Here is a 16,402-nt window from a genome sequence, read left to right as displayed (position 1 = left end):
TACTCTGTCTGCGCTCATGATGGTTTCCGGGCGATGGGCAATAATACGCGTGTCACGTTCATGCTGGCAATAGCGTTGTTAATAGCACTCTCTCTTTCAACATCTAAGTGACTGGTGGCTTCATCAAGAATTAACAGCTGTGGCTGACGATAGAGAGCTCTGGCCAGCAATACACGCTGAATCTGACCACCAGAGAGAGATGAACCCATGTCACCTACTAAACTGTTGTAACCCATTGGCATGGCCATGATGTCCTCATGTACCCGGGCAATTTGAGCCACTTCCATCGCCCGTGCTTCATCGTAGACCGCGTCAAAAAAGCAGATGTTATCCATGATTGAACCGGCAAATAAAATATCATCCTGCATTACGCTGCCAATTCGATTGCGGTAGTACTTCATTCCCAGCCGGGTGATATCGATACCGTTGATACAGATTTCGCCACTCTCCGGACGAAGAAGTCCTAACAGAAGTTTCGCCAGTGTGGTTTTCCCCTGACCGGAAGGGCCAATTATGGCAACAGATTCGCCAGGCTGAATGGTAAGGCTGGTGTTTTTGAGGATAAAAGGCTCAGTTTCAGCGTAACGAAAATCAATGTTATGAATCTCTACGGAACAGGCTGCGGTCTGGTCTTCAAGTTGTACCTGGTTTTCGGTGTATTCTTCGCTTTCAGTCAGCACAATATCTGCCAGACGTTCACCATGCAGCCGTAACATAGTGAACTCAATTATGGCATCCACCAGGCCGGTGGTTCGCGAGATGAACTGATCGGAGAAACTGATAAAGGCGACCAGCATACCGCCGGTAAAGTTGCCATCCAGCACCTGAATAGCTGCCAACCAGACCAGGACAATCCGGCTGATGCCTGATGCCAGCCCCTGTAATACGCTGAATAAAATCGATAATCTTTGAATCTGTATGCCCTTATTGGTCACCTGAACCAGTTCTGCGGCATAACTTGATACCCGGATTTCTGCTTTGTTATTGAGTTTTACTGCCTGCATCCCGCGAATGGATTCCAGTAGTTGCGATTGAGCCTTGGCACCCGCAATTAACTGGTCTTCATTGGCCTGACGAAATGGGCGGAAGGAGACGGCGCGTAACAGGGTATAAATGGCAACGGTGACCAGAACAATTAAAGTCAGCGTCATGTTGTAGCAAAACAGGACAATCAGGGTGACGATAGCCATTATCCCGTCAAGAACAGAGCTGATAAAACGGGTAGTGAGTGTGTTCTGGATAGTGGAAATAGAGCCAAATCGCGAGACGATATCACCAATGTGTCGTTCCTGAAAATAAGTCATCGGCAACCCCAGCAGGTGCGTACAGACATTGGTCGACCATTGCACACTGAGCAGGCTGGAAAACCATGTCGTCACCCAGGAGCGTAGCGCTGAAATAGCGGTTCTGAGAGCCACCACACAAAGGAAAGCACAACTTAAAAGCGTCAGTAATTCCCTGTCGGCGGAAACCAGCACCTGGTCCATCACCCACTGCATATAAAAAGGGGAGAGCAAACCGAAGATTTCCAGCGCGATGGAGAGCGCCATCACCTGAGCAAAGGCGGCTCCTATGCCGGACACTCCGGCAATAAGCTTCAGCATCGACAGGCTTGTTTTTTCGGTTTTTGCTTCAAAATGACTGTTGGGGTGAAGCTCTAACGCCACGCCGGTAAATGAATCAGAAACCTGGTCGAGCGGAATTTCACATTGTCCTCTGGCGGGATCGTGCAGAGTTATCGATTTTTTTGTAACTTTTTTCAGCACCACAAAGTGGTTCATATCCCAGTGCAGGATACAAGGCAGCTGCAACTTATCCAGTTCATCCAGTTCCAGCCGTAATGCGCGACCAGAAAGGCCTAAATTGTTGGCGATTACCATCACATCAGCCAGCGTCGCCCCTTTCTGCGAGGTATTATGTGAGCGGCGCAGGGTAATCATGTCGGTTTTGTGGCCATAATAACCGGCTATCATCCCGACGCAGGTCAGTCCGCATTCTGCGGCCTGGGTCTGATGCAGTACAGGCAGTTTTTTCCGCCACGAGAATTGTAAGTCTTCTAATATTTTCATAGTAATTAAGCCCGGAATAAAATAAACAGGTTAAACAGACGTCTGGCGACCTAATGCATACAAAGGCTCAAGCACCCATTCGTATACACGACGTTTATCGATAATGAAGTCTGCTTCCAGAGCCCCTCCTGGCTGGAGTTTTTCCTCCTTGCCGTAGGCGCGAACAAACTGATGATCAAGTTTGACGCGAACCTGATAAAACGACTCCTGGACCTGCATATCTCCGGTAATATGAGAAACTTCCTGCGGCGAGAGTGAAACGCGGGAAACATCAGTAACAATGCCAAACTGCGGCCCGAATTTCTGTGAAGGGTAGGCTTCATAGCGCAGCACCACCCGCTGACCCGGTTTGATAAACCCAATAGCCCGGCTGCTCAGCATAATACGTGCCTGTAATTCTGCGTTTTCCGGCAACAGTGAAGCGACTGACTGCCCGGAAGAGACAATTTGTCCGGGTTTTACCAGTACCGACCCAACAACGGCGTCCTCTGGTGCCTCCAGTCTGACAGAACGACGCGATTCATTTTCCACCAGCGATTGTTGTACTGTGGCGAGCTGTCGCTCAATCTCATTTTTTTTACTTTGAAAATTAGCGGGTTGTTCCCGCAGCTGCTGATCTGTCTGGGTTAACTGTTGTTGCACATCAACCCGCTGTCGATCGACTTCAAGAAGCCGCGCTTCAGCATCCAGCAGCGCGGATTGTTGCTGTTCAACCTGGGTTGCAGATGCAAAGCCTTTTTCACGCATCAGTTGCAATTTATTTACCTGATTACGTGCCAGGTTTACCTGAAGAACTCGCTGATTTTTCATGCGTTTAAGTTGATCGGCTTGCTGTAACAGCAGGACCCTTTTTTCTTCGAGTCCTCTGAGTGTTTCATGATTCAAAATATTGAGATTTTTGCGCTCAAGTTCCAGTCCCGCTTTTTGCTGTTCCAACTGTTGCGCAATCATTACGCGTGTCAGCCCAAGTTGCGTGGCAATTTCGGAAGAAACGGTGGCCAAAATATCCCCTTTTTTTACTCTCTGGCCTTCCACCATATTAATATCGGTAATGGTGCCGCTGTTGACCGCCATGATGTTCATCATCCCCTGAACGGGGCGTAGTGAACCTTTAGCTGTTTCCCTTTTGGTGTAACTACCAAAAATACAAAACAAAACCACAATTATTGTGACAAAGATGACCAGTGATATATGAACCCATCGCCAGGGGGGGCAATAAAGGGCCACCTTGCCCACGGCTTTGGACCGATTAGCTTCCAGCGCTTCATCCCTGAATAATTTATCGCTCATAGGTTTAATTACCTTACCTTTAACTAATGACAGACATAATTATTCAATGTTGAATAATCCAAATCGCCCGTTGAGGCATCTAACTGTATTTTCTGTTGCAGAAAATTATTTTCTGCTTCGGTCCGGTCCTGTATGGCACGAAATAAATCCTTCTCAGCATCAAACTGATCAAGCAACGTTCGCAGACCCACTTCGGTTCCGTAAATTGTCGAGTCGAGTTTCTTTCTCGAAGAAGATTGCAGCCGTGTGTAAGCCTGAATTTTTTCCAGACTGTTTTTCATGCCCAACCATGAAATTCTGGCATCCTGTGCAACCTTACGCCTGGCATCCTCTACCAGAAGAACATTCTGATTACGGCGACTTGCTGCCTCAAAACTTTGCGACAACATTTTTCCCCCGGCAAAAATAGGCACTGATACATTGACGCCAATATAGGTATTACGGGTTTTTGATGTGGTACCAAAGACTTCATCCAGCAGATTGCCATCTTCTGCTCGGCTCCAGTTATTACCATATATAGCTTGCAGTGATACCACCGGAAGATGTGCCGCTGTGGTTGCAGTCACATCAGCTTTTGCTTCTTCCAGGTGATGAATGGCAGCAATAACATTGAAATTTTTCTGTGTAGCACGTTGTACTGCGGAGTCGATTTTCTCGTTTACCGGATGAAAGAGACATTGCAGATCCCCTTCTTTTATTTCATCGGCTGCCAGTCCGGTAAGGCGGTTAAAATCAATCCCAGCCTGATTGAGATCGTTTTCAGCAGATAACATCTCTGCTATTGAGCGGTCATAACTGGCTTTGGCTTCATCAATATCCAGTTGGGTACCATCACCAATGGCAAGTCCCTGTCTGGCTTTATTTAACTGAAACTGATAGGCCCTTGATTCCTGTTGCGATGTGTCCAGCTTTTTACGGGCAAAAAGCACAGAAAAATAGGCTTTAGCTACAGCCTGAATCAGTTTCTGTTGAGCCAACATAAAGGTAGCGTCAGCTGCGTTGGCCGTTGCTTTCGCCCGCTGCCAGTTGGCATAGCGGCTGAGATCAAAAATCGGTTGCTGGAGATTCAGGCTGTAGTTATGACGTTTGATACCAGCGGCATAGGAAGCGCCGGGTTGATCCTGTTTGTACCAGGTACCATTAAGCGTGATCTCTGGTAGCAGGCCGGCAAAACCCTGATAGCGTTTTTGACCTTCAGCATCATGCAGTTCAACAGCGGCCTGATATTCACTATCCCAATGACTTGCAGCCAGTACTGACTGTTGAAGATTGACTGCCTGGGCACTGTTAACAAAAAAACAGGCTATTACCGAATATAATACGAAAATTTCTATTTTCATGGGGCTAAAATGTCCCATGGAAATAATATTTTGGGGACAAAAAACCTGAGTTCACAAGATTTTCATTACTGATATATCTACATTTTTTTATTTTCTGAACACAGGCGAGTGCCAGACTTTTTTTGACAATAACGCTGTGTGACGATTTTAATAATGTGTATTCACATTCCGGATTAATCGGAAATTTCAGAGGGTGCATTCCCGATTTTTCTTTGGGAATGACAGTAGAAATGAGTGGGGTCCCTGACAATTTATATTGTTTTAGATCTGAAAAAGTACAATGTTTTTCATTGCTTATATTATCCACAGAGAGGTTGTCACCCATTGAGATGGATAACATCTTTTGTGTTCCAGAAGTTATGTCTGGCTTATGCTTTGTTTCCATAAATATCACCGAGTTGATGTTCTCTCTTCACGTGATGACAACAGGATGTGCTGTGAAGATATATCCGTATTTAGCATGAGGTTGAATTCTGCGAGCGTAAAGATACTCTTTTTTTATCTCATTGAACAGATGCTAATTGATGATTGATCTATTATCGCTATCTCTTGTAGTCCTATTTTTTTTGTTTTTTTGCTGTATTTGAATGCGAATGTTATAAAAAAGAATATAACAGGAATCTGCGCCTGAAATTTTTTATTATTTCCTGAATTTTTTTCTGTTTACATTATCATTGCGGTGCGATGATTATTAAAAATGGAGATTGTGATAATATCACCTCCGATGTTTTCTTATAATCATTTGTGCCAAAAAAATAACTACTGCAAAGTGCTTTCACTATGAATAAATCATCCGATTAAGTTAATGTTGCTGAACGCAAGCGATTAGTCTGGCTTCAATTTAACACTGGTGTATGACTGGCTGTCATTACGTGTTGTTGTTTTTTTTCTTAACATATATGAACTGAGCAGAGTGATAATGTTGCTCTGTTGATTACTCCCGGTGTTATCTTACTTACTCATGCATTTTTTTTAAATGAGTTTTGTAAACTCATCATCCTCAGTGAGTGCATGTGTGGCTAATTTATTGAATTTATTTTATTTTATTTTTTCTTCATTATTGTATTTTGCTTTATCTCTTTCATTTCTTTTTTCTTATTTATAGCATAATGGTTTTTATTCATGCTGATTCCGTTTTGGGGTTTATTTGGAGTGCGTGTTAATCTAATGTGTCGGTAAGGTTTATTTAAGATTGGATTAAATAATTCATAAAAATAATGTCGTAATCATGTGCTGTTTAATTTCTCATGTAATATTTTTTGTGTAGTTAAGGGCCGGATAGCAGAGGATAAACAGAGTTTTCCTGGTATAATAACGAATTTCCTGGCTTCAGGAGTCAGCGTGGTTTTTTATAAAAAAAGTATGAATAATCAACATGTATTTTATTTTAAATTAACAAAATATCATGACCGTTGCATCAGTGATTATGAGATGGCTCTACGGAAAATTAATAACAATTAGTGTAAAATGAGTGTGGGAATTTTTATTTTAACTGAGGAAAAGGGCCTGATAAATGGCATACTAAGCGTAATATTGTTGTAGTTCATAGCCTTTTATTGGCGTTTTCGCTATTGGAGTTAAATGTTAATTTATATTTAACTTTCCAATAGTAGCCGAAAATATAACAGCGATAACTTAATTGTCGCTTTAGCCTATATACAAACACATAACACCAGGGGCTTTCTATGAGATTAATCTTGTCGGGATATAAAAATAACTCGCAATTTAGTATACATATAAGGCATATCATCGTTTTTTTCTGACCAGGTAAGGTCGCTGGCGATCGTTATTTGGCATACAGCCAGGGGTTCTTTCTGCATCGTGCTGGAATATCCGGATGATTACTTAAGCCAGACCTGAAGTCGGGGGAGGGAAAAAGCTAATCATGCAATGGTGTCTGGTCATATACGATTGTAGGTCTAATACAGTTGGAAAGTATATGTTTAGCGCTCTTAAAAGTAGTGAACTAATAATTAATTCAATCTTGTCTGATGCGGAAAACTCTGAACCTGATGAGATATCCAGAGGCAAGCGCAGATATAAATTTTATAAAAATGATTCCCGTGTCGTATATCTTCTGTTAGAGGGTGACTTTTGTCTTAAGATAAAAGGGAACAATAAGATACTGAGTATTTTGTCAGCTCCCTATATCATCGGTTTCATACCTTCGTCACAGGAGGTGCCGTTGTATCTGGAACGAGTTGACTACGGGAAAATAAAACATATTGATTATGATTCCTTCTGGAAATTTGTAAACGAAAAGAAGATGGTTGATGAGGTTATGAATATTATGTCGGCACAATATACCGATCTGATGAATGTGATTTCACTGAACAAAAGCACCTCTTCTGAGGAAGTCCGGGCGCTGGTACAGCGCTGGCAAAAAATTCCACAGCATTTGCAGAAAAGATTTTCAGTGATGTATTTGATCGAAAATAGTTCTGACTTATCCAAAAGCTCAATCAGCCGCGTACTGAAGGAGATGAAGGAGAGTGGTGAAATATCACTGGACAGAGGGCGTTTTGATTAGACAGCTTGCCATACCTGAGAGAATTGCAGGGGATGTCTGCCAGTAAGGAGGTTGCCCGGCCAAATGCCTCATGGTGTTATAATTTTACCGTTTTTGTTTATGGCGTCAGGTCTGTTCCACCCTGTGGATAAAGATCGCAGGGACTTGCTCTGGTCGCAGTCTTCTTTGAGAACTGCATAAGTCATGCTTTATTGCTGTGTTAAGCACAACAGAGTGGTCGAACGTTTTCCTCGACGCCGTGATATCTTTCCAGTGAAACGACTTCCTGATGCCTCAACTGGCCTGTAAGTTTCTGCACACGATGCGCCGGGTTTCTCATCTGACCTCGCGGGTTCTGATTCGTCGTATAAAAGCCTCTGACACCGACTGAATCTTAATGAATTAAACTGCTACCGTCAGACTACCTTTCCGTGCTTTTTATTCAGGAAATGAAATATTTTCTGCCTTCCCTAATCTGTCAATATTTTCCTTATGTGATGTTTTTTTAAACGTTTTTTTCATTTCTGAAAATTACCTTTGTGTTTTTGCCATTGTTTATTTTTAAGTGGCATCGCTGTAAAGATGTTATCGACAAACCTCACATAACGGAGACCAGGCTGGAAATATATTATTAATTTCGTAACCTTATGAAGTTAAGCTTATTTTCTTTTATTTTGTGATTTCATCTGCATTTTTCTTAGTAAAGAATTTATTTTAAATTATGATGGCTGTTAACTGAAAATGTGGTCAGGCCAGAAGGCCACATATTAATAATATCGGCCTGTAAAAATGGAAATATTTACAGAGATTAAGGTATGAATACAGACTGTGTGGTATTGCAGGCTCCTGACAAAGTGGGTATCCGTCAAAAGTCTTTGGGGGAGCCAGGTGATAATGAGGCGCTGATAGCAGTTGAAGCCGCAGGTATTTGTGGTTCAGACATTGGCGCATACAGAGGGACAAATCCTCTGGTGACCTATCCCAGAATATTGGGACATGAGATAGTGGGACGTATTCTGAGTATTAACAATAATGCGAAGAATCTCAGCCCGGGCGATCGGGTTATTGTTGACCCTTACATCTGGTGTGGTAAATGCTATCCCTGCATAATTGGTCGCCCAAACTGTTGTGAAAATTTAAAGGTAATTGGCGTGCATATTGATGGTGGTATGCGTGAGCGGTTTGTTCATCCTGCTCATTTACTGCATAAATTGCCGGAAGATATGCCTCTTTCTACAGCACCTCTGGCTGAACCGTTGACCATTGCTTTGCATGCGTTGCATCGCACGGAGGTAAAAGCAGGAGAGCATGTGGTTATTATTGGTGCCGGTGCTATCGGCCTGATGGCCGCAATGGTGGCAATACATTACGGGGCAACGCCTGTGCTGATTGATATTGTTCAGAAAAGACTCGATCATGCTTCTCAGAACGGTATCCCACACAAAATTAATCCAGCCAGCACGGCTGTTATCGAACAAATCCGCGAGATTACCAGAGGACGAATGGCTGAGGTGGTCATTGAAGCTTCAGGGGCCAATAGTGCCATTCGTTCCACGCTGGATTATGTCTCTTTTGCCGGTCGCATCGCGCTTACAGGGTGGCCCAAAGAAGAGACATTATTGCCCACTAACCTGATTACTTTTAAAGAGACAGATATTCGTGGCTCCCGTACCAGCGCCAATGAGTTTGTGGAAGCGATTGAACTGCTTTCTTCAGGCATTATTCCTGCTGCATCGGTTCTCAGTAAGGTTATTACCATGCATGAAATTCCTGAATTAATCGCAGAATTATCAGATTTCCCGGACAGGTATCTGAAGGTAAATGCTGTTTTTTCACAATGACTGTTTTCATACAGGATATTCCCAATGTATTCAGCTTATGAAGTGAAAAAAGAACGTTTGTATCAAAAAGCAGCAAATATCTTAATCGGTCTGATCCGGCAGGGGCGTTATCAACCAGGAGAGTTGTTACCTGCTGAACGTGAAATGTCGAAGTTACTTAATATTGGCCGTTCGACTTTGCGTGAGGCATTAATTGTTCTGGAGCTTTCAGGTTGGGTGGAGATTCGCTCTGGTAGTGGTATTTATGTTTGCGAAATGCAGGGTCGTGAGAGTCTGACTCTGCCTTCATACGAGTATTCTCCCCATCATGTTATGCAGGCCCGTCAGGCTGTGGAGTGTGAGCTTGTCACTATTGTGGCCAATTCTCATACTGACAAAGACGTTGACATATTGAATATGTTGGTTGAAGAGATGGATTTTTGTATCCGCGAAAACCGTGTGGCTGATTTTTATCGGTCAGACAGAAAATTTCATTTATCACTCGGGGAAATTTCCGCAAATAATATTCTTAGTGAAATGAATAAAATAGTCTGGAATCGTCGGGTTAATATTCCTTATTTAAATCTCGATGAACCGGATTCCAGCCTGGAAGAACTCGTGCTTTTTAATGATGATCACAAAAAAATTGTGCAAGCCATCAGGGAAGGCAATGGACATAATGCAAGGAGTGCTATGGTTAATCATCTCGAAAGAATAACTCACTTTATCTGATTGCCTACTCACCTTTATCAGCAGGGTCTTTCCTGCCAGCGTGATTATTACCACTGATCTGGAGAATCAGTGCCTGAAATCAGAAGGTATAAACGTCATCCGTTACTTCTGATTGCTGCTTATCTCCAGGCTGGGAAATAAAATCCGGGTGGGCTGACTCGTCAATATAATCATAAAACAATGCCTTCAGGATGATTGTTTATCAATGGTGAATATATGAAAGAGCGTGACAACGATGCCGAAAAAAAACGCGACAGGTCCATGTGGATAATTACTGTTCTCGCAGGGATGGCTTCTTATCTCGATGCCGGGTTAATTGTTTCTATAGGAATAAGCCTGGCATTATGGGAAACACATTATCAGGCCACTGCTCTGGTTATTGGTTCTGTCTCTGCGGTTTCTACCGCCTGTATTGCGATTGGCGCCCTGATAGGAGGACGGCTCGCCGATATTTTTGGGCGAACAAGGGTATTCAGTATTACGGTGTTTATGTATTCGGTTGGCGTGTTCTGTATCGTTTTTGCTGAAAGTATTTCTTTTCTCTTTGTCGGAATTATTATCAGCGGAATTTCTGCGGGCGCTGACCTGCCTACTTCACTGTCAATTATTTCGGAGCGTGCCCCAAAGGGGAAGCAGGGAAAATTTATTGCATTCACTCAGGTGATGTGGAGTGTGGGTATTCTGGGCGTAACGGCTATTGGTTTTGCCGTGGCTTCACTGGGCGTATATGGCCTGAAAATACTCTGGCTACATCTGGCCGTGCTGGGCACTCTGACCTGGCTGCTTCGCTGTTTTTATAAACCCATCAGAGAAATTGAAAAACAACTTCCCGTGGAAAAAGAACCAGACAATGCGTCAGACTTGGGTTACCGCGCGCTTTTTGCTTCCGGGTTTTTGGTTCCTCTACTTCTCATTGGCGGTTATTACATTTTTGAGAATATCACGGCAAATACCACCGGACAGTTCAAATTTTATCTGCTGACAAAAGTCAGCGGAGCAAGCCAGGAGATGGCTACCGGCATCTCTTTTCCCATGATTGTAATTGGCTTACTCTGCGCCATCATATTCAGCCGTATTGCAGATACACCCTGGCGCAACCGGATGTATTTTACCGGATTGGCTGGGCAGATTATTGCTATTTCAGTCATGGCCATTACCGGCGCGCAAAACGCCACCATCATGTTTGTCTGTCTCTTTATCTATGGCATCAGCGTGCCTTTTTCGGGCGAGGCAATTTATAAAGTGTGGATTCAGGAAAGCTTCCCGGTAAATATCAGAGCAACGGTGCAGGGAATGACCTATGCCGTATCACGATTTGTCGTTGCGCTGATTTCTTTATTCTCACCGGCCATCATTAATTACAGCCCTTCATTATTAATATGGTTACTGGTGGCGGTGACGGCGACAGGTGGCATATTTGCGTTGCTGATTATTAGCAGATTCAAAGGAATTAATTTTAAAAGGACGGAAAATACCAGTATGGCTGTTAAATAAGGGTATTTTTCTTCGTTATTAGCATTCAGGAATGATTATGTTGCCAGCTCAACTTACTGCCCCTGTTTTTGAACATCACACCCGGTTTCTGGGCATTGATGAGCCATGCCCGCGTCTCTCGTGGCGGGTTTTAACTGAAGAAGCGTTAGTGCTGAGTAGCTATGAGGTGATGATCAGCCGTGACGGAAACACCGAGATTTATGGCCCGATACCGTGGCGGGACCCCGTTCTGCTGGCCTGGCCCGGCAGGCCCCTCGCTCCCCGCGAAGCGGCCACGGTGGCCGTGCGTGTCCGGGATGAGAACGGGCGCTACTCTGACTGGAGTGCAGGAAGTTACGTTGAGCGCGGGCTGAGTCCAGCCGACTGGCAGGCGCTTCCTGTTGGTGCGGGCTGGCATGAGCAACCGGGTACGGACAGGCATCCGCCGATTATTCGTCACCGCTTTGTCCTGGAAAAGGCTGTTGCTAAGGCCCGACTTTATCTGAGCGCTCATGGACTTTGTGAAACGCTGCTCAATGGTCAACGCACTAACCATTATGCCTTATTTCCCGGCTGGACCAGCTACCACCATCGACTGCGTTATCTTACGCTGGACGTCACCTCCCTGTTGGTCAGCGGAGAAAACGTGATTTCAGCTCTGATGGGGGATGGTTGGTATCGCGGACGGATTGGCTGCCGGGGCGGCGTACGTGATGCCTGGGGAAAGGACCTCTCACTTATCGCCCAGCTGGAAATTACGTTTACCGATGGGTCAACAAGCCGGATTGTTTCCGATGGCAGCTGGCGTTCAGATCGTGGGCCTGTTCTGTTCAGCGGTATCTATGAAGGCGAAATTTACGATGCGCGTCTGGAGCAGCAGGGCTGGACACTTGCTGGCTTTGACGACAGTCACTGGTTTCCGGTCAGCATCGGGCACCGGAACTATCAGACTCTTCAGGCTCCGGATGGCCCATTAGTGGTTTGTACGCAACAAATAAAACCGGTGCAAAGTTGGATTAGCGATGGCGGCAAACAAATTTTCGACTTTGGACAAAATCTGGTGGGGCGGGTGCGTTTAAAAGCCCGTGGCCGCCGGGGTGACATCATCAAATTACGGCATGCGGAGATCATTCAGGATCGGGCGTTATATACCCGGACATTACGCACGGCCATTGCGGCGGACAGCTATATTTTCGCCGATGAGGCGATGATCGAGTGGGAGCCCCGCTTCACTTTTCACGGTTTTCGCTACCTGGAAATCGAAGCTTCGCAACAGGTTTATGACTCCCTCGACGTTATCGCCTGCGTTTACCATACCGATTTACCTCGAACGGGATGGTTTTCCTGTTCCGACGACAGGCTTAACCGGCTGAATGAAAATATCATCTGGTCGATGCGCGGAAACTTCCTCGATATTCCGACCGATTGTCCTCAGCGAGATGAGCGACTGGGCTGGACGGGTGATATTCAGGTGTTTATGCCTACGGCAGAATTTCTCTATGATTGCTCTGGCATGATGCGCGGATGGTTAAAAGACCTGATCTGCGATCAACACCCCTGCGGTATGGTTCCGTGGTACATCCCGGATATTCCGGATTATGAACCCTGGACATGGAACAGCAAGCATGCCGCGGCCGCCTGGGGCGATGCGGCGGTGCTCACGCCCTGGGACCTTTACTGGAGCACGGCTGACCAGCAGATGCTGGCAGCACAGTATCAGAGCGCCTGCGCCTGGGTGGAGCTGCAACGAACACGCGCAGGTGCATCCCTGATCTGGGATAAGGGATTCCAGTTTGGCGACTGGCTTGATCCCTCCGCACCGCCTGAAGATCCGTCGGCAGCCATGACCGATAAGGGGCTGGTTGCCACCGCTTATTTTGCCTGGTCGGCGTATCATCTGTCCCGCATATCCACGGTGCTGAACAGACCGGAAGATACCCATCGCTGGCAGCGTCTTTTCAGCGATATTCGTCAGGCTTTTGTCCACCGTTATGTCAGTGATACCGGGCGGGTAGCGCGTGAGAGCCAGACTGCCTATGCGTTAATTATCTGTTTTGGGCTGTTTGTTTGTGACAGCCAGCGTGACATGGCAGGCCAGCGGCTGAGTGAGCTGGTCAGGCAGGCGGATTATCATATTGCGACAGGTTTTGTCGGTACGCCGTTAATTTTAAACGCGTTGTGTCTGACCGGGCACGCCGACACCGCTTTTCGCCAGCTTACCGAAGAGAGCTGCCCCTCGTGGCTTTATCCGGTGAAGCAGGGCGCAACCACCATCTGGGAACGATGGGACAGCTTACTGGCGGATGGGAAAGTTAACAGCGGGCAGATGACCTCTTTTAACCACTATGCGCTGGGCGCGGTGGGTAACTGGTTGTATCAGTATCTTGCCGGATTGATGCCCACTGCTGCCGGATATAAGCAGGTCCGTTTTCAGCCGCACTTTTTTTCCGCAATCGACTGGGCGAAGGCGCGCTACCTTTCAGTGCACGGCGAGATTTCCGTTAACTGGAAACGGGTGGGTGAGGGGATTGAGATACATCTTCAACTGCCCTTTGGCACCAGTGGAGAACTGGTGATTGAGGATAGCACCCTGCCACTGAGCGGGCCGGGTGATTATCATTTTCTGTGGCAGCCAGCTGAAGGTGTGACCGGTATCGCCTCTGTCAGGGCTATCAGAGAGGAAAAATAACATGATCATTCCACTGCATCCGTTTAACTGCGAAACAGAGGGTGGTACTCAGGCAAAAATAATCAGCATTGATAACAGCAATTCGATCTGTCTGGTCGGTGAATATATCGCTGTGGATGGCGAGGTGCACAGCGACAGCTGGGATCTCAATGGTCATCCCGCCAGCGGCCTGCCGGAGCGCACGATCAGGATTACGGACAGGGCAACCGAGGTATTTTTTACCGATGTGTTTTATAAACTGACCCCTTTTGCCAAACGAGTCTATGGGCAGCAGTGGGAGGAGCAGATGCAACGGCGGCAATACGACCATTTCTGGCAGAAAATGCAGTAGCCGCAATGCGGGTCTGATGCGGTTTCCGGCGGAAGGCCCGTCTGCGCACTCTTATGCCCTGTGGTTGTTCCACATATCTTTCCTGGTGCTGGCTATCGTCTGATGGTGGTGGCCGGATGTGGGATTATTACGGATTGTTTTGATGTCCTGATCGGCAGGAAGGCATTATTCAGCTGATGTGATAACAATTTCTACAGAGTAATATGTCGAATTAATTATTATGACTGGAATTTATTCTGGTTTTCTATCCATTGGCCTGTATTTTTATTTTGTTTTTCTGCTTTGTTTTTTTATCTTTATCAATATATTCAGGTAATTACATACACCCTTCCAACAATATTTACCGGCCTTCCGGCAGAATAAAACACTGTTCTGTTTAGTCTCACTGGAACCCAATACTTATTCTCACCACTTAACGCCGTTCATCTGTTCCTCAGGTTGTGTTCATCGGATTGCGAACACAGGGTGGAACTATCGCCTTATCCGGTTATCCGCCGGAGGAAGATGATATGGCATTTTACTTTTATTAATGGAGTCATACATGTTTATGTATTTACCCTTCCTGATTGGTTGCGGAACCATTTTCAGTGCGCTGGCCGGTAAACGAAAACTGGCTTATCTGTTCTGGTTTGCCGACCTTGTCATTATTCTCGCCTGGTTGAAATATCACGCCACCGATGCACTTCTCCTTTCGTTCTAGAGGCCACTATGCAATTGTCAGAAAAAAAAGATTTTTCGCGTCCGCTGAATCTGTTGATGCTGGTTATGGTGAGTGTTGCGTTACTCTGCGCGTTCTATTTTCAGCTGAGATTTTTCGATCTGCCATGTCCGCTTTGTCTGCTGCAACGTGCGGCTTTGTTACTTATCGGATCGGGGTTGCTGTTTAACCTGTATTTCGGCAATAAAAAGCTGCATTACGGCATGGTAATTATTGGCGCTCTGGCGCTGGCTGCCGTCGCTGCCCGCCATATCTTCCTGCATATTGTGCCGGGCGATAAAGGTTATGGTCTTCCTTTCCTCGGTCTGCATCTTTATACATGGAGTTTTATTTTAGCGGTGGCGATTGTGATTGTTGTGGCCATTACCCTGATGGTTACGCCTGAAAATGCCACACAGGCACCTGACCGCAAGCCATTGATCCAGCATGCAGTTGTCGCTGTTTTTGCTTTGCTGATGGTGGCGAATCTGCTGTCAACGGTGCTGGAATGTGGCGGTGGGCAGTGTGACGATAACCCTACCTATTATCAACTGCTGAAATAGTTTTTACCGATCTCACCTGCATCATGCCCTTTCGCGGCAGGTTGAGGCGCGCGCTATAAAATTTGAGAACAGTAATGAAAAAAATAACTTCTCGTATCGCCCTGTTGGCGATTTGTTTGGTGCCTGTTAGTGGATTCAGTCAGCTTGTTGACTGGCAAAGCGCAGAAGGAATTCAGCGTTTATCACAGGCAACGGTTAAACAGGATTTCTTTTCTCTCGCCCCTCAGTTCGAAGGGCAGAATAATAAAGTCTATTGTGGCGTTGCTTCGGCAACTATCGTGCTGAATACATTACGTCTGCATGAGAATAAAAAAATTGAGCCAGACACCAGCTTAATTAACGCTGAGGATCGCGCCTATTTTCCAAAGAAAAACGGCTGGCAGCCATTCTGGAATCGATACACTCAGACCAGCGTAGTTGAATACAGCAGCAAACCACGCATTGAGATTTTCGGTAAACCGCAGACGCCTGGCGGGCAGTCTGATTATGGTCTGCATCTGGAAGATGAGCGTCGTCTGCTCAGCAATGCCGGATTAAAGGTTAAAGCGGTGCCGGTGAAAGATCTCGCACAGCAGGAGAAGATGAAGAAAGAGATTATTGCTGCCATGCAGCAGGATAACTCTTTTGTCATCGTCAACTTTTTACGCAGTGCCATCGGCCAGACGGGCGACGGTCATTTCTCTCCTCTGGGCGCTTATGATGCCAAGTCTGATTCATTCCTGATCATGGATGTCTCCAATACCGAACATCCGTGGATTTGGATCGACAGTCAGACGCTGTTCAAAGGGATGCACACGCTTGATGGTGCTGAGGACCGGGGCTATCTGCTGGTCAGTGAAGCTGATAAGGCATAAGAATCATGCTGTTATGGCGAAGGGATGCGCCATGT

12 protein-coding genes are annotated in these 16,402 nt (G+C 45.8%); 9 read left to right on the top strand and 3 right to left on the bottom strand.

Features of this window, described 5'->3' with window-relative positions; genetic code table 11:
• Positions 1 to 14 precede the first annotated feature (14 nt).
• Genes AC3RPL_RS01705 through AC3RPL_RS01695 form a run of 3 tightly spaced genes read right to left on the bottom strand, consistent with a single transcriptional unit; the run spans position 15 to position 4,699 of the window.
• On the bottom strand, positions 15 to 2,069 hold the full coding sequence (locus tag AC3RPL_RS01705; protein WP_490738742.1) for a peptidase domain-containing ABC transporter: 2,055 nt from the start codon (positions 2,067 to 2,069) through the stop codon (positions 15 to 17).
• A 30-nt stretch (positions 2,070 to 2,099) separates the two neighbouring features.
• Positions 2,100 to 3,359, bottom strand: coding sequence for an HlyD family secretion protein (locus AC3RPL_RS01700; protein ID WP_490738741.1), 1,260 nt, complete (start codon positions 3,357 to 3,359; stop codon positions 2,100 to 2,102).
• A gap of 23 nt (positions 3,360 to 3,382) precedes the next feature.
• Positions 3,383 to 4,699, bottom strand: a complete 1,317-nt coding sequence (locus AC3RPL_RS01695) for a TolC family outer membrane protein (RefSeq protein ID WP_052018654.1) — start codon at positions 4,697 to 4,699, stop codon at positions 3,383 to 3,385.
• Positions 4,700 to 6,638: 1,939 nt separating this feature from the next.
• Between AC3RPL_RS01695 and AC3RPL_RS01690 the strand changes: the two genes are divergently transcribed.
• From AC3RPL_RS01690 to AC3RPL_RS01650, 9 genes are all read left to right on the top strand, one after another.
• On the top strand, positions 6,639 to 7,229 hold the full coding sequence (locus tag AC3RPL_RS01690) for a cyclic nucleotide-binding domain-containing protein (protein WP_034934001.1): 591 nt from the start codon (positions 6,639 to 6,641) through the stop codon (positions 7,227 to 7,229).
• 794 nt (positions 7,230 to 8,023) lie between these two features.
• On the top strand, positions 8,024 to 9,049 hold the full coding sequence (locus tag AC3RPL_RS01685; protein WP_490738740.1) for a zinc-dependent alcohol dehydrogenase: 1,026 nt from the start codon (positions 8,024 to 8,026) through the stop codon (positions 9,047 to 9,049).
• Positions 9,050 to 9,073: 24 nt separating this feature from the next.
• Positions 9,074 to 9,760 carry a FadR/GntR family transcriptional regulator gene (locus AC3RPL_RS01680; protein WP_490738739.1) on the top strand — a complete coding sequence of 229 codons (687 nt, stop codon included), beginning with the start codon at positions 9,074 to 9,076 and terminating at the stop codon, positions 9,758 to 9,760.
• Positions 9,761 to 9,976: 216 nt separating this feature from the next.
• Complete coding sequence (locus AC3RPL_RS01675) at positions 9,977 to 11,254, top strand: MFS transporter (protein ID WP_490738738.1); 1,278 nt, start codon at positions 9,977 to 9,979, stop codon at positions 11,252 to 11,254.
• A 37-nt stretch (positions 11,255 to 11,291) separates the two neighbouring features.
• Entirely contained in the window at positions 11,292 to 13,922 is a 2,631-nt protein-coding gene (locus AC3RPL_RS01670) for a family 78 glycoside hydrolase catalytic domain (RefSeq protein WP_490738737.1), read from the top strand.
• Position 13,923: 1 nt separating this feature from the next.
• Positions 13,924 to 14,253 (top strand): hypothetical protein, encoded by a 330-nt coding sequence (locus AC3RPL_RS01665; RefSeq protein WP_490738736.1) that lies wholly within the window; start codon positions 13,924 to 13,926, stop codon positions 14,251 to 14,253.
• Between the two features lie 541 nt (positions 14,254 to 14,794).
• Complete coding sequence (locus tag AC3RPL_RS01660) at positions 14,795 to 14,953, top strand: DUF5993 family protein (RefSeq protein ID WP_034934368.1); 159 nt, start codon at positions 14,795 to 14,797, stop codon at positions 14,951 to 14,953.
• A gap of 8 nt (positions 14,954 to 14,961) precedes the next feature.
• Positions 14,962 to 15,513: a disulfide bond formation protein B gene (locus AC3RPL_RS01655; protein ID WP_490738735.1), complete on the top strand. Its 552-nt coding sequence runs from the start codon at positions 14,962 to 14,964 to the stop codon at positions 15,511 to 15,513.
• Positions 15,514 to 15,587: 74 nt separating this feature from the next.
• Positions 15,588 to 16,367, top strand: coding sequence for a phytochelatin synthase family protein (locus AC3RPL_RS01650; RefSeq protein WP_490738734.1), 780 nt, complete (start codon positions 15,588 to 15,590; stop codon positions 16,365 to 16,367).
• Positions 16,368 to 16,402 lie beyond the last annotated feature (35 nt).

Source organism: Erwinia papayae (assembly GCF_058241465.1).
The sequence above is the reverse complement of the archived record's forward strand: the minus strand, read 5'-3'. Positions and strand labels throughout refer to the sequence as shown.